General features: G+C 62.7%; 12 protein-coding genes. 9 read left to right on the top strand and 3 right to left on the bottom strand.

The genetic code is table 11. From position 1 onward, the window contains the following. Positions 1–69: 69 nt before the first annotated feature. Together HU737_RS15705 and HU737_RS15700 are read left to right on the top strand one after the other, a co-directional pair. Entirely contained in the window at positions 70–1,005 is a 936-nt protein-coding gene (locus HU737_RS15705) for a lipid A biosynthesis lauroyl acyltransferase (protein WP_186554716.1), read from the top strand. A 129-nt stretch (positions 1,006–1,134) separates the two neighbouring features. Further along, entirely contained in the window at positions 1,135–2,277 is a 1,143-nt protein-coding gene (locus HU737_RS15700) for a patatin-like phospholipase family protein (RefSeq protein ID WP_186554717.1), read from the top strand. Positions 2,278–2,362: 85 nt separating this feature from the next. Here HU737_RS15700 and HU737_RS15695 read toward each other — a convergent pair whose 3' ends face one another. After that, positions 2,363–3,178, bottom strand: coding sequence for an MlaA family lipoprotein (locus HU737_RS15695; RefSeq protein ID WP_186554718.1), 816 nt, complete (start codon positions 3,176–3,178; stop codon positions 2,363–2,365). Further along, on the bottom strand, positions 3,171–4,469 hold the full coding sequence (locus HU737_RS15690; RefSeq protein ID WP_186554719.1) for an alpha/beta fold hydrolase family protein: 1,299 nt from the start codon (positions 4,467–4,469) through the stop codon (positions 3,171–3,173). The genes HU737_RS15695 and HU737_RS15690 overlap by 8 nt, the downstream gene beginning before the upstream one ends. Positions 4,470–4,700: 231 nt before the next feature. Between HU737_RS15690 and HU737_RS15685 the strand changes: the two genes are divergently transcribed. Next, on the top strand, positions 4,701–5,078 hold the full coding sequence (locus HU737_RS15685; RefSeq protein ID WP_186554720.1) for a hypothetical protein: 378 nt from the start codon (positions 4,701–4,703) through the stop codon (positions 5,076–5,078). Between the two features lie 146 nt (positions 5,079–5,224). On the opposite strand, the gene HU737_RS15680 is transcribed toward HU737_RS15685, so the two are convergent. Then, the gene (locus tag HU737_RS15680) at positions 5,225–6,784 is read right to left on the bottom strand and encodes a glycoside hydrolase family 17 protein (RefSeq protein ID WP_186554721.1); all 1,560 of its coding nucleotides are present in this window, start codon (positions 6,782–6,784) and stop codon (positions 5,225–5,227) included. A 206-nt stretch (positions 6,785–6,990) separates the two neighbouring features. Between HU737_RS15680 and HU737_RS15675 the strand changes: the two genes are divergently transcribed. The 6 genes from HU737_RS15675 (at position 6,991) to HU737_RS15650 (ending at position 14,302) form a co-directional block, all read left to right on the top strand. Next, positions 6,991–7,839, top strand: coding sequence for a glycine betaine ABC transporter substrate-binding protein (locus tag HU737_RS15675; protein ID WP_186554722.1), 849 nt, complete (start codon positions 6,991–6,993; stop codon positions 7,837–7,839). Positions 7,840–8,076: 237 nt separating this feature from the next. Then, positions 8,077–8,388 (top strand): DUF485 domain-containing protein, encoded by a 312-nt coding sequence (locus HU737_RS15670; protein WP_186554723.1) that lies wholly within the window; start codon positions 8,077–8,079, stop codon positions 8,386–8,388. Then, positions 8,385–10,049, top strand: a complete 1,665-nt coding sequence (locus HU737_RS15665) for a cation acetate symporter (RefSeq protein ID WP_186554724.1) — start codon at positions 8,385–8,387, stop codon at positions 10,047–10,049. Before HU737_RS15670 ends, HU737_RS15665 begins: the two co-directional genes overlap by 4 nt. Positions 10,050–10,270: 221 nt before the next feature. Further along, positions 10,271–10,750, top strand: a complete 480-nt coding sequence (locus HU737_RS15660; protein WP_186554725.1) for a CS1 type fimbrial major subunit — start codon at positions 10,271–10,273, stop codon at positions 10,748–10,750. Between the two features lie 94 nt (positions 10,751–10,844). Then, positions 10,845–13,340, top strand: a complete 2,496-nt coding sequence (locus HU737_RS15655; RefSeq protein WP_186554726.1) for a TcfC E-set like domain-containing protein — start codon at positions 10,845–10,847, stop codon at positions 13,338–13,340. Positions 13,341–13,567: 227 nt separating this feature from the next. Further along, on the top strand, positions 13,568–14,302 hold the full coding sequence (locus HU737_RS15650) for a fimbrial biogenesis chaperone (RefSeq protein ID WP_186554727.1): 735 nt from the start codon (positions 13,568–13,570) through the stop codon (positions 14,300–14,302). Positions 14,303–14,308: the final 6 nt, after the last annotated feature.

Raw genomic sequence — 14,308 nt, 5'->3', positions numbered from 1 at the left:
ACGCCGGTTGCCCGCAACCGGCGGCGATCCGTTGTAGAATGCTCGGCCCTTGTCTTGCCGGAAGCTTCAATGGAACGCCCGCGTTTTCGTCCGTATTTTCTCCACCCGCGATTCTGGGGCCTGTGGCTAGGCCTTGGGCTGCTGTGGCTGACCGTCCAGCTGCCGTATCGCGCGCTGCTGTGGCTCGGCCGCGCCTTGGGTGCGCTGATGTACCGGGTGGCCGGCGAGCGTCGGCGGATTGCCGCGCGCAACCTGGAGTTGTGCTTCCCGGAGCTGTCCGCCGACCAACGGCGGCATTTGCTCAAGGAAAACTTCGCCTCCACCGGCATCGCCTTCTTCGAAATGGCCATGAGCTGGTGGTGGCCCAAGGCCCGGTTGGCGCGGTTGGCGCATATCGAAGGCCTCGAGCATTTGCAGGCAGCGCAACGCGATGGCCAAGGGGCGATCCTGATGGCCGTGCATTTCACCACCCTGGAAATTGGCGCGGCGCTGCTCGGCCAGGTGCACACCATCGACGGCATGTACCGCGAGCACGGCAACCCGCTGTTCGACTTCATCCAGCGCAGCGGTCGTGAGCGGCATAACCTCGATTCGCTGGCGGTGGAGCGTGAGGATGTGCGCGGCATGCTCAAGCTGCTGCGCAGTGGCCGTGCGATCTGGTATGCACCGGATCAGGACTATGGCGCCAAGCAGAGCCTGTTCGTGCCGCTGTTTGGCATCCCGGCAGCGACGGTGACCGCCACGACCAAGTTCGCCCGCTTGGGCAAGGCACGGGTGATTCCGTTCACCCAGCGGCGGTTGGACGATGGCAGTGGTTATCGCCTGGTCATTCATCCGCCGTTGGACGACTTCCCGGGCGAGAGCGAAGAGGCCGATTGCCTGCGCATCAACCAGTGGGTCGAAGGTGTGCTGCGCGAGTGCCCCGAGCAGTACCTGTGGGCGCACCGGCGGTTCAAATCGCGGCCAGAGGGTGCGCCGCGGTTGTATGACAAGAAAAAGCGTTGATTGCAGGGTGTCAGTGATGGCCTCTTCGCGGGCAAGCCCGCTCCCACAGGGATCGTGAAAACCCTGTGGGAGCGGGCTTGCCCGCGAAGAGGCCATGACTGAAACACCAATGATTCCAGGGAGGACCACATGACCCCAACCACCGGCCTGATCCTCTCTGGCGGCGGCGCCCGCGCCGCCTATCAGGTCGGCGTATTGGCTGGCATCGCCGAGTTGTTGCCCCCCGGCGCAGCCAATCCCTTCCCGGTCATCGTCGGTACCTCGGCCGGCGCCATCAATGCCGTGACCCTGGCCAGCGGCGCCACCCGCTTTGGCGAATCGGTACAACGCTTGACCCACTTCTGGCAGAACTTTCGCAGCCACCTGGTGCTGCGCAGCGATTGGCCCGGGGTCATCCGCCAAGCCAGCCGCTTCGTCAGCCACAGCCTGTTAGGCCTAGGTGGCCAACTGCCGGTGGCGCTGCTCGACAGCAGCCCGCTGCGCGGCCTGTTGCAGGCGCATCTAGACCTGGACGGCATCACCCATTCCTTGGCCAGCGAGCAGTTGCGCGCCGTGGCCATCACCGCCTTTGGCTACGACTCCGGGCAAGCGGTGACCTTCTATCAGGGCCGCGACACCATCGAGCCCTGGCTGCGCCATCGGCGCATTGGCCGGCCCACGGCGCTGACGGTCGAGCACCTGCTGGCCAGCTCGGCGATCCCGCTGCTGTTCGCTCCGGTCAAACTGGGCGAGGAGTATTTTGGCGATGGCGCGGTGCGCCAGTCGGCGCCGATCAGCCCGGCCTTGCACCTGGGCGCCAGTCGGGTGCTGGTGGTCGGGGTCAGCGGCAACCCGCAGCGGCCGGCGCCGCCGTTGCCGACCCAGCGGGTGTTTAGCGGTCAGCAGCCCAGCCTGGCGCAGATTGGTGGGCACATGCTCAACAGCACCTTCATTGACAGCCTGGAAGATGACATCGAGCTGCTGCAGCGGCTCAATCACCTCAGCCACCTGTTGCCCGCTCACCTGGACGCGCGGCGCTTGGGGTTGGCGCCGATCGAGGTGCTGGTGGTGGCGCCAAGTCAGCCACTGGATGAGATTGCGGCGCGCCATCGGCGTGAATTGCCGGCGGCGTTGCGCATGTTCTTGCGCGGGCCGGGAGCGACCCGCACCAGCGGGGCAGGGGTGTTGAGTTATCTCTTGTTCGAGGCGAGCTATTGCAGCGAGCTGATCGAGCTGGGGCGCAACGACGCCCTGGCCAAGCGCCGCGAGCTGGGGCAATTTCTGGGATTGTGATGCTGTGCAGGGCCCGCCCTATTGCCGAGCAAGCCCAGCACGTGGGAGTGGGCTTGCCCCGCGATAGGGCCGGTATTGGCCCTCCCTACTCAGCAATCTGCAACTTGCGCGCCTGGGTATACACGTAGCGCACTTTCTCGTACTCGAACGGCGAGTTCAGCTGCCCATAGCGGAAGGCCGTGGTATAGCGCTTGTCCACCGCCCTGACGAAGAAAATCTCCGGATGATCGGTGCTGGCCTCGGCCACATTGAGGAAGTTGATCGCCTGCTCGCCAGCATAATCCACCACCACCCCGGTGGTATCGCGCAGGTTCGAGGGACCGAGGATCGGCAGCATGATGTACGGCCCATCGGGCACGCCATAGAAGCCCAGGGTCTGGCCAAAGTCTTCGCTCTGGCGGGGCAGGCCCATCTTGGTCGCCGGGTCCCACAGGCCGCCGACCCCGATGATGGTGTTGAACATCAACCGCGCGGTGATCTCGGCCGAGCGCTTGCCCTTGAGCTGGAACACGCTGTTGAACAGGTTGGGCACATCACCCAGGTTGTTGAAGAAGTTGCTCACCCCGGTGCGCAAGAAACGCGGGGTGATGGCGGTGTAGCCCTTGACCGCCGGCAACAACACCCACTGGTCGAAGCGATAGTTGAAGTGATAGATGCGCCGGTTCATCGACTCCAGCGGGTCGTAGACGTTGAGCGCAGTCAGGGTCGAGCGTTCGAATTCACGCTGGTCGAGCCCAGGGTTGAATTTCAGCGCGCGCATCGGATCGAGAAAGCCATCGCTTTCTGCTTGGGGGGTAACCACCGGGTCGGCTTCGATCACGCTGGTGCGCGGCGCGATCTCCGCCGCCATGGCAGGGCCGGCAGCGAACAGGGCGGTGACGAGCAGCAGTCTTTTAACCACGGAAGAACTCCAGCATGGCGTCGCTGTTGACGCGGTAATTGAGGTTGCCGCAATGGCCGCCGTGCGGGTACAGGGTCAGGCGATCGCCAAACACCTTGCGCAGAAAACCGATATCGCCAGGGCCGAGGATGACGTCGTCGGCGTTGTGCATGACCTCGATTTTCGGCGTGTTGTGCAGGTAATCGGCCAGCGCATACAGGCTGACCTGATCGACCAGCTGCAGCACGCTGCCGCCATCGGTGCGGGCCCGCCACATGGGGATGACTTGCTCGGTCAGGTAGCACTCGAAGTCGCACTGCAAGGCGCGCTTGAACCACGGCGTCAGGGTGCTGCCTTCGGTGATCGGCTGTTTCGGTGGGGTGATCAGGCCGCGGCGATTGATCAGGTCGGAGGTAAAGGCGATATCGGCCGCCGAGAAGCGGAACGAAGTGCCGATCAGCATCGCCATCTGCTCGTTGGACAGGTGCTGGCGCGACTTCTGGAAGTCGTACAGCAGGGCGTCATTGAGGTCGATGTAGCCCTTTTCCTGGAAGTACAGCGTGAGCTTTTCCAGCATCAACTCATAGAAGGTGGTGCTGCGGTCGATGCCCTTGACCTGGGTCTGCACCAGTTTGTCCAGGTTGCTGACCGAGGTGTAGAGGTTGACCGGCGGATTGAGCAGCAGCACCCGCTTGAAGTTGAAGCTGCGCCGGGTTTCATCCAGGTGGCTGACGAATGCCGCATCCAGTGCGCCCAGGCTGTAGCCGGTGAGGTAGAAGTCGCTGACTGGCAGCCGCGGATGCTGGGCACGTACCGCCTGCATGACCCGGTACAGGTCCTCGGCGTCCTCTGAAGTGATGCCGGGGGTAGCGAAGCGCGAGGCGGCGCTCATGAAGTCCCAGCTGGTCGGTGACGACAGCTGCACGACGTGGAAGCCTTCCTGGTAGTAGAGTTTCTTCAGGTATTCGTTGATGGTGCTGGAGTAGGGGGCGCCGGTGCCGGCGATGATGAACATCAGCGGCGCCTCACGGTCCTGGCGGGCCAGGCGGTACTTGAGCTTTTTCACTGGCCAGAAATTGTCGGGCAGGGTGAAGGCGCGCTCCGGGCGCAGGTTCAGGCTGTAGTCGGCTTGAGTGATGTCTTCGTCACTGGGCAGGGTCGGCCGTTGTTCGGGCGGGGTGGTGGCAATGGTCGCCTCGAACGGGTTGGTCAAGGGAAAGCCGTAGCTGGCGGCGTCGATGTCCCGCGCCGAGGCGGCCGCAGCCAGTAGCAGGCCACCCAGGAGGGCGGCGAGGCGCATTGATCGAAGCATTGAATCCCCCAGAAAAAATCAGCAAGGCGGTGCGATACCCAGGCTCTGACAATGGCGGCCTGTACAAAGTTGCCCAGTGCACGGTTGTCCGTCGCACTGGATATTGCCGCGCCTTACAACAGCGCGGCAACGGTGCTTCTGTGCAACATAGCTGGTGGCGGGCGTTCTTGCCTTGCACAGATGTTGCACAGGGTTATGCTTGCGCATTGTTATTACCACCCGGAGATCGTCATGTCCCGTTCATTGCCCGTGATTGTCTTGCTGCTGTGCTTGCCATTATGGCTGGCAGCGAGCTATGGCGTGCGTTATGGGCTGATGGAAGACGCCCAGTGGGTGGGCCTGTGCGGCGTGCCGGGGGAGTACTGGCAATGCCAGCTGCGCTCGCTGCTGGGGTTGGCGATTCATTTTCAGGTGATTGCCTGGGTCGGGCTGGGCTTGGCGCTGCTGGCGCAGCTGCTGGCGGGGCGGGCCGGATGGATTCTGGCGGCGCTGGCGTTGCTGTTCGGGATCCCGGCGTTAGTGCTGTACACCGCCAGCATTGCGGTGTTTGCGGTGGTGTTGGCCGGGTTGCGGTTGGTGCGTCAGCCAGTGCCGAGCAAGCTCGGTTAAGCGGAGACTGCGCAGCCCTCATCGCGGGGCAAGCTCGCTCCCACGCAGTTTGTCCATCCAGGTCATGGCGTGTTAGCGATGCAGGTCATGACGAGTTATCCATGCAGGTCATGGCGTGGGAGCGGGCTTGCCCCGCGATAGCAGGCTCAAACCTTGCGCAGACTGCGCCATAACGCTGCAGTCATCAAAACACTGACCCCCGCCCAGACCCAAGCCTGCTGGTTGTGCAGCCCTTCCCGGAACAACTGCGGCGCAACCCCTGCGCCCACGATAAACGCTAGCAAGGCCACCTCAGCCCGCCGCGCTGGTACGGGTCGCAGCAGATAAACCAACGCCGGCAGCAACAACGCCGCACTCGGAAAACTGCGATAGCGCGGATCAACCACCATCGCCAACATGCTCACTGCCGCAGCGAAGCCTGCCGCCAGCAGCCACCAGCCAGCCCGCGCCTCAAGCCAGGCGAACAGCCGCTGGCGCCAGCCGCTACGCTGCGCCAAGGCCAGCGCTGCATGCGCCAGCACCAGCAGATTCAGCCCCGCCAGCAAAACCGCCCACAGCCACTCGCCAGCAAACCGCGCGTTGGTGCGCATCAGCTCGCCCCATAGCCCCAGGCTACCGGCACCAATCGCTGCCAACAGCGGCAGCAACAATGCCGCACGCGGATCGGCCGGCCGGCCAGCCAGCAGCAGCACCGCGATCAGCAACAACACACTCGCCAGCAACCACTGCGGCCACAGCGCCAGGTTGCTCACCGGCCCTTCAAGCACCCCTTTGTCCTGGCGATCGGCGTCATACAGCCCCCAGTAACCACCCACCGCGCCCTCGCTGGCGCGCTTCCACGGTTGGTCGAAGGCTTCGATCAGGTTGTAGCTCCAGCCATTGCGCTCGGCCATGGCGACAAAACCACGAATGAACAGTGCCTCATTGACCCGGCTCGGCACCGCCGTCTCGCGCTGGCGCCCCTCGCTGGGCCAGCCGGTCTCGCCGATCATCACGTCCTTGGGCGCAAAGCGCGTGCCGAACACCCGCCGTACCTCGCCGACATGCGCCAGGGCCTGGTCGATCCCGCTGGGGTCATCTTCCCAGTAGGGCAGCAGGTGGATGGTCAGAAAGTCCACCGCAGGCGCCACTTGTGGATGCTGCAACCAGAACTCCCAGACATCGGCATAGGTCACCGGCACGGTCACACGACTCTTCACCCGGGCGATCAGCTCAGCCAAGCGATCACCCGTAACTTCCTTGCGCAGCAGCGCCTCGTTGCCGACGATCACCGCGCTGACCACATCCGGGTTGGCGTTGGCCGAGGCGATCAGCAGCTCGACTTCCTTGTCGGTGTCGGCAGCGTTGGCATTGACCCAGGCGCCGATCATCAGCTTCAGCCCATGCTTGCGCGCCAACGCCGGAATCGCCTCGAGGCCGGTCATCGAATAGGTGCGGATGCACTGAAAGCGCTCAGCCAGCAGCGCCAGGTCGGCGTCCATGCGCGCCGGGCGCAGGCGGAACGGCTGGTCGAACGGCGACTGGTCTTTATCGAACGGGGTGTACGAGGCGCATTGCAGTTTATGCGTGGGGCTGGCCGCATCGGGCAGCAGCACCGGCTTGCCCAGCCCGTACCAGAGCGCCCCGAGCCCGAGCAAGGCGAGCAGGCAGGCGAGTAGGTATAGGGGCAGTAGCAAGCGGGCGGAACTGGGCATCAGGCGGTCCATCGTCAGGCGCAAAGGGCTAGATGATAGCCGCAAATGCCCGGCGTCAACGCATTGGCATGCAAGGATCGCGCAGGGCAGGGCGGGCCGATGACGCTAATGGCCAAGTGCTGTCGCATCTGGTTGGGGTAGAGGTCGCTGATAGAGCAGGTCGACCTGTGTGGCAGGTTGATGATGCAATCTCCAAGACCTGACGAGGGGATGCTTTGATGAATATGCGACGTTTCCTGGGCGTGGGATCCGCCCTGGTGTTGGCCATGAGCGCTGCACAGGCAATGGCCAAAGAAGTGAGCATTGGTTACGTAGATGGTTGGGCCGACAGCGTGGCGACCACTAACGTGGCCGCCGAAGTAATCAAGCAGAAGCTCGGTTATGACGTGAAACTGCAGGCGGTGGCCGCCGGCATCATGTGGCAGGGGGTGGCCACCGGCAAACTCGACGCCATGCTCTCGGCCTGGCTGCCGGTTACCCATGGTGAGTACTGGACCAAGAACAAGGACAAGGTGGTCGACTACGGCCCCAACTTCAAGGATGCCAAGATTGGCCTGATCGTCCCTGAGTACGTCAAAGCCACCAGCATCGAAGACCTCAAGACCGACGACACCTTCAAGCAGAAGATCGTCGGCATCGACGCAGGCTCCGGGGTGATGATCAAGACCGAACAGGCCATCAAGGACTACGACCTGACGGGCTACAAGTTGCAGGCCAGCTCCGGTGCGGGCATGACCGCCGAGTTGGGCCGGGCCTATCCCAAGCAGCAGTCGATCGCGGTGACCGGTTGGGTGCCGCATTGGATGTTCGCCAAATGGAAACTCAAGTTCCTGGAAGACCCTAAAGGCGTGTATGGCGCGGCTGAGACCGTCAACAGCATCGGCAGCAAGGAGCTGGACAAGAAGGCGCCGGAAGTGGCTGCATTCCTGAAGAAATTCCAGTGGCAATCCAAGGATGAGATCGGTGAGGTGATGCTGGCGATTCAAGATGGTGCCAAGCCTGACCAGGCGGCCAAGGACTGGGTGGCCAAGCATCCGGAGCGGGTGGCCGAGTGGACTGGCAAATGAGGGCGTAAGGCTTAGCGGCCAATGTGCTTTCTTCGCGGGCAAGCCCGCTCCCACAGGGCCTTCATCGAACGCTGTGGGAGCGGGCTTGCCCGCGAAAAGGGCGACCCTGGCCTGTCTGTTGTTACCAAATCTGCAAAACACCGTTGCATCTAAGACTAAGGTCGTCTGGTTGGCGTCCAACGGCAGCATAAAGTTACAGGCGGGTTATCCCTAATCTGTGCTGCTAGGACAAAAACAATGAACGACAGCATTTACCTCTCGATACAGAACAGTCCGCGCTTCAAGGAACTGGTCACCAAACGCGAACGCTTCGCCTGGATTCTCTCGGCGATCATGCTCGGCCTCTACTGCGGCTTCATCCTCCTCATCGCCTATGGCCCGCAGATTCTCGGTGCCAAGCTGAGCCCGGACTCGTCGATTACCTGGGGTATTCCCCTCGGTGTCGGCCTGATCCTCTCGGCCTTCATCCTCACCGCCATCTATGTGCGTCGTGCCAACGGCGAGTTCGATGAGTTGAACAAGGCAATCCTCGAGGAGGCCAAGCAATGATCCGCCAAGCCAAAGCCCTGGCCGTCCTGGCCTGCGGCGTTTTTGCACCCGCTGTGTGGGCCGCTGATGCGCTCACCGGCGAGGTGCAGAAACAGCCGCTCAACATGTCTGCCATCGTCATGTTCCTGGCCTTCGTCCTGTTCACCCTGGGGATTACCTACTGGGCGTCCAAACGCAACAAATCAGCCTCCGACTACTATGCCGCCGGCGGCAAGATCACCGGTTTCCAGAACGGTCTGGCAATTGCCGGTGACTACATGTCGGCAGCCTCGTTCCTGGGGATTTCCGCCCTGGTATTCACCTCCGGCTACGATGGCCTGATCTACTCGATCGGCTTCTTGGTCGGCTGGCCGATCATTCTCTTCCTGATCGCCGAGCGCCTGCGCAACCTGGGTAAATACACCTTCGCCGACGTGGCCTCGTATCGCCTCGGGCAAAAGGAAATCCGCACCCTGTCGGCGTCCGGCTCGCTGGTGGTAGTGGCCTTCTACCTGATCGCGCAGATGGTCGGCGCGGGCAAGCTGATCGAGCTGCTGTTCGGCCTGGACTACCACGTTGCGGTCATCCTGGTCGGCATCCTGATGTGCATGTACGTGCTGTTCGGCGGCATGCTCGCCACCACCTGGGTACAGATCATCAAGGCCGTGCTGCTGCTGTCGGGTGCCAGCTTCATGGCGCTGATGGTGATGAAGCACGTGGGCTTTGATTTCAACACCCTGTTCACCGAAGCGATCAAGGTGCACGCCAAAGGCGAAGCGATCATGAGCCCGGGCGGTTTGGTCAAAGACCCGATCTCGGCGTTCTCCCTGGGCCTGGCACTGATGTTCGGTACCGCTGGCCTGCCGCACATCCTGATGCGCTTCTTCACTGTCAGCGACGCCAAGGAAGCGCGCAAGAGCGTGCTGTACGCCACCGGTTTCATCGGCTACTTCTACATCCTGACCTTCATCATCGGCTTCGGCGCGATCCTGCTGGTCAGCACCAACCCAGACTTCAAGGACGCCGCTGGCGCGTTGCTGGGCGGTAACAACATGGCGGCGGTGCACCTGGCCGATGCCGTGGGTGGCAGTATCTTCCTCGGCTTCATCTCGGCGGTGGCCTTCGCCACTATCCTGGCGGTGGTCGCTGGCCTGACCCTTGCCGGTGCCTCGGCGGTATCCCATGACCTGTACGCCAGCGTCTGGCGCAAAGGCAAGGCCAACGACAAGGACGAGATCCGCGTCTCGAAGATCACCACCATCGCGCTGGGCGTACTGGCGATCGGCCTGGGCATTCTGTTCGAGAAGCAGAACATCGCCTTCATGGTCGGCCTGGCCTTCTCCATTGCCGCCAGCTGCAACTTCCCGGTACTGCTGCTCTCGATGTACTGGAAGAAACTCACCACCCGCGGCGCCATGATCGGCGGCTGGCTGGGCCTGGTCAGTGCAGTGGGCCTGATGATCCTTGGCCCAACCATCTGGGTGCAGATCCTCGGTCATGAGAAAGCCATCTACCCGTACGAGTACCCCGCGCTGTTCTCGATGATCATCGCCTTCGTCGGTATCTGGTTCTTCTCGGTCACCGACAAGTCCAAGGCAGCTGAAAACGAGCGTGCGTTGTTCTTCCCGCAGTTCGTCCGTTCGCAGACTGGCCTGGGTGCCAGTGGCGCGGTTTCCCACTAACCCTTGCCTGCAATGCCACAACGCCCCGCTAGTCGGGGCGTTGTCGTTTGTGAATGGCTGACCTGTCTTGCAAGCCAGTTTGATGGCGTTTTGAGGTCGCTGGGAAATTTCCGAAGCCCGCTCGGAACGGTCTTACTCATCGCGACGAATCGACCCTGAATAATCTCCTTGCTGACCGGGAATCGCCCGGCAGGCATTAGCCCTTCAAGGAGATCAGATTCGTGAAACGTACGTTATTCGCCCTTCCTCTGGCCATGTGCTGCGCCACTTCGGCTTTTGCCATTGACCCGATCGAGAAGCAGGTCCAGGTCACTGCTCAGATCCCCACCGCAGCCTTTTTCGTCGAGCCGGTAGGCGGCAACTGGATGAATGACCCACAGGAGATGAGCTGGAACTCGTACCAAGAGAGGCTCGACCCGATCACCAAGCAACTGCAGGTCAAGAGCACTATCGGCCCGATCAGCGCCTACCTGGTGTCGCCAGCGGTCATCGCCAGCGGTGCCCACAACATTGGCCTGGATGTCAAAGTTGGCGACACCGTGTTGAAAACCACGCCGGCCGAGGTGGTCAGCGCTGCCCAGGCCGCCCCAGGCGCGATCATCGGCTTTGAGGTCAGTGCCCAACCAGCACCGGCAGCCGGCTATGAGCCAGGCAGCTATCAGGGGCTGGTCAGCATGATGTTCGAGACCGCTGCGCCTTGAGCCTGACGCTCATCCGTTAACCCATCCGTTATTGCCCTCCTTGCCCTCGGCGTCTGTCGAGGGGAGGGGTGGGTATTGCCTGCAAGCGACGCTCATGCCAATCACTGACTCCATCTTCGCTTCGCTGCGCCGCTGGTGGCCCCTGGCTGCCTGCTTGACTGCTGCGCCGTTCTGGTCGTTGGCGGCGGCCACGACATTGGGCCGTATCGATGGCCTGCCGCGCGAGTTCGAGGCGCATTTTTTCGATGTGCCTTTAGCGGTGCGGGTCGATCTGGATGGTCGTTACCTGGGCGATGCCATGGTCGTGCTCAGCCGTGACCAGCAGGTGCAACTGCTCGAATTCACCGACACTCAAGAGAGCCGCGAGCCCGAGCGCCTGCGCAAGTTGTGGCGCGAACGCCTAGCCGCTGGCCGCCCCTTGGGAGACTGCCAAGTCGATTGCCCGGACGGGCTGCGTGCAGTGCACTACAGCCTGGTCAATTCGCAACTGTCGCTGCTCACCCGTCAGGCCGAAGTGGCAGGCGTAATCGAACGCTTTCACCACTTGCCAGAACAAGGCAGCTATGGCTTGCTGCTGCGCAATCAACTCAACCTGGTCGGCGATGGCCACGGTACCACCGGCCGTTATGCCATGCAGGGCCAAGGCAGCATTGGTAACTGGACCGCCTTGGCCGATGGTCAGCTCGACCGTGGCAGCGACAGCGAGCAAGGCACCCGCTATCGCCTCGACCAGCTCTACGCCGAGCGTCTGGTCGAAGCTAACTTCTACCGCCTGGGCTACTTCACCCCCAGCGCCCAAGGCTTGACCCGCCAGCCACGGCTGATGGGCACCAGCCCCGATACCACCCTTGGCCTGATGTTTGGCAGCAGCGACAGCCTGGCCATCGACAACGGCGCGCCCAGCGCCACACCGATCTACGTCACCCCAGACCGCCCGGCAGTGGCGGAGATCTACCGCAACGGCGTGCTGATCAACAGTCAGCCTGTCCAGCCGGGCTTGCAGACGCTCGATACCAAGGTGCTGCCCGGTGGCATCTATGAAATCGAAGTGCGCCTGGTCGAGGACGGCCAAGTCACCTCGCGCAGCCAGGAATTCATCTACAAACCCAGCAACTGGCGCAGTACCGATGCGCCGTGGCGCTACAACGTCTATCTAGGCCGGCAGAGCAGCCTGCTGAGCAACTGGGAGCGCGGCCACGACGACAGCCTCAGCGCTGGCGTGCTGGCCAACTACCTGCTGCACCCACGGGCGATTGTTGGTCTGTCGGCCCAGCGTATCGACCAGATGATGCAATACGGCACCTCGCTGGATTGGGACGTGCTCGACCGCTTCAAGCTCTACTCCAATGTCTACCAGGCCCAGGATTACGGCAGCGGCTACGATCTGCAGGCGATTCACAGCTATGGCAGTGGCTCGTTGGTCGCCAGCCACAGCCGCTCATGGTTATCACGCCCGCGTGAGGCACGTGGCGCGGCATTCGTGCAGCGCCAGACGCAGTCTTCGCTGTCACTCAACCATCGCCTCGATCCACGCAACACCGCCAGCTTGCGCATCTCCCACAGCAGCGGCGCCAGTGCCGGCATGGGGCTCGATCTGGGCTGGTCGTACTTCGGTCGGGTGATGGGCTCGGACGCCAACTGGCGCCTGTCGCTGTTCGACCGCCCAGGCACCGCCGGCACCGGCGATGCGCGCAGTCGTGGGGTCAATCTGAGCTTGAGCATGAGCCTGGGTGAGGGCGGGCGGCGGGTGTCGGCCAGTCTCGGTACACGTACCTCACGCGACGGCGGGCGCGACCTCAACGCTTCGCTGGCCTACCAGCAAGACGTCGACATCGGCCCACTGCGCAGCCTTGGCATGACCGCCAGCGCTGACCGTTATGGGGTAGGGCTGGGCGGTGACACGCAGTTTGAAAACCAGGTAGTGCATGGCGATGCCTATGTTCAGCGCTCCTCGTACAACGGCGAGTTCACGGGTGGCTTGAACATGGAAAGCCTGCTTGCCGTAGGCGACGGCAAGGCCGCCTTGAGTGGCCAGTACCTGCCGCATCAGGCCGGTTTGATCGTCGATGTCGAGACAGACCTGCCCGGCCTGCAACTGCGCGCCGACGACCCCAACGGCAGCACCGCCAACCTACGCCCAGGGCGCAACGTGATTCCGGTGGCGGCCTACAAGGCTGGCCATGTGCAGTTCGATTTTGAAGGCAGCGAGGCGACTGCTGCGGTGATCCAGCCTTCGAGCCTCGATTACCACCTCAACCGCGGCGGGATTGCCTATCGACAACTGCGCGTACTGCGCACGGTGACGGTGATAGGCCGCTTGATTGACCCCAAGGGCCGGCCGCTGCGTGGGGCTCAGGTGATCAATCACGCCAGCCGCACGGTTAGCGAAGCCGATGGCTTCTTCGCCGTAGAGATGAGTGAAGCGACCCCGAGCCTGGAGGTTCACCAGCATGGCGCGGCGGCTTGCCTGCTCAGTTTCGACCTGCTGGCACTGGAGCGCGAAGGCGACGTGGTGCTGGCCGGGGATCAAACCTGTAGCCCGGCGAGTCTGGCTGGAGTGGGCGATGTTGCGGGTAACCGGCGCGGTTGAGTCAGTGCCGGCTCTACGCGGGACAAGGAAGATAAAAAGCCGTGGGAGCGGGCTTGCCCCGCGATGACGCCGGCACTGGCGCCTATGCACTCAACGCAATCACCCATTTCAGAACAGCACTTGGGAAATTTCCGAACTGGTTTTAGGACGCATCCCGCGACCTAGGCCATAGCCATCAACGCCACGGTATCAATACTCTCGTTATGTCGAAAAAGAGACCCATAAACATGACCCTTCCCAGGCTGATCCTGTTGACCCTGCTGATCACCCCGCTGGCATCGCGCGCCGCGCCCGAGCTCAATGTCGGCGCCCTGTACGATTATCTCGACAGCGGCAAGAGCACCTTGCTTAAACGCGTGCGCAATGGCGGCGACACTACCGCGTTCGTCAAGATCAGCGTCGCCGAGTTGGTCTATGACGCCGATGGCGAGCCTCGCGAGATCGACACCGATGGCCTGCCCTTGAAGCAGCGCGGCCTGGTCGCCAGCCCTGCACGGCTGATCGTGCCGGCCCAGGGGATGCAGGCGGTGCGCCTGCTGTATCGCGGTTCACGGGACAAGGAACGCTACTTCCGCCTGCGCTTCGTGCCAGTGCTGCCAGAGTCCGGCGATGGCTTTGCGGTCAATGAGCAAGAGGCCCAGCAGTACCGCGACAGCCTCAAGGTGGGGGTCAACCTGCTGGCCGGATACGGCTCGATCTTGTTCGTGCGCCCCGCCGAAACGCGCTTCCAAACCCCTGTGAAACGCCAAGGTGGCCAACTGCAGGTGGCTAACGAAGGCAACACAACTGTGGTGCTCGATCATTTCCGCCAATGTCAGGCAGCGGAGCAGGGCTGCGAGCCGGCGACCAAGCACCACTTGCTGCCGGGGCGTAGCCGGCAGTTCGACGGGCAAGTGGGCAAGGTACATCAGTTCGAGTTGCACGAAGGCAGTGAACGCAAGCAAATGGTGGTGGAAGGATGAGCCTGC

This window comes from Pseudomonas urmiensis, assembly GCF_014268815.2.
In the GTDB taxonomy this organism is placed as follows: Bacteria; Pseudomonadota; Gammaproteobacteria; order Pseudomonadales; family Pseudomonadaceae; genus Aquipseudomonas; species Aquipseudomonas urmiensis.
The sequence above is the reverse complement of the archived record's forward strand: the minus strand, read 5'-3'. Positions and strand labels throughout refer to the sequence as shown.

Bases quoted from the DNA above. Each gene is read 5' to 3' on its own strand.
- HU737_RS15700 (WP_186554717.1), top strand. From the start codon at position 1,135: ATGACCCCAACCACCGGCCTGATCCTCTCTGGCGGCGGCGCCCGCGCC.
- HU737_RS15705 (WP_186554716.1), top strand. From the start codon at position 70: ATGGAACGCCCGCGTTTTCGTCCGTATTTTCTCCACCCGCGATTCTGG.
- HU737_RS15675 (WP_186554722.1), top strand. From the start codon at position 6,991: ATGAATATGCGACGTTTCCTGGGCGTGGGATCCGCCCTGGTGTTGGCC.
- HU737_RS15650 (WP_186554727.1), top strand. From the start codon at position 13,568: ATGACCCTTCCCAGGCTGATCCTGTTGACCCTGCTGATCACCCCGCTG.
- HU737_RS15685 (WP_186554720.1), top strand. From the start codon at position 4,701: ATGTCCCGTTCATTGCCCGTGATTGTCTTGCTGCTGTGCTTGCCATTA.
- HU737_RS15680 (WP_186554721.1), bottom strand. From the start codon at position 6,784: ATGGACCGCCTGATGCCCAGTTCCGCCCGCTTGCTACTGCCCCTATAC.
- HU737_RS15690 (WP_186554719.1), bottom strand. From the start codon at position 4,469: ATGCTTCGATCAATGCGCCTCGCCGCCCTCCTGGGTGGCCTGCTACTG.
- HU737_RS15665 (WP_186554724.1), top strand. From the start codon at position 8,385: ATGATCCGCCAAGCCAAAGCCCTGGCCGTCCTGGCCTGCGGCGTTTTT.
- HU737_RS15670 (WP_186554723.1), top strand. From the start codon at position 8,077: ATGAACGACAGCATTTACCTCTCGATACAGAACAGTCCGCGCTTCAAG.
- HU737_RS15655 (WP_186554726.1), top strand. From the start codon at position 10,845: ATGCCAATCACTGACTCCATCTTCGCTTCGCTGCGCCGCTGGTGGCCC.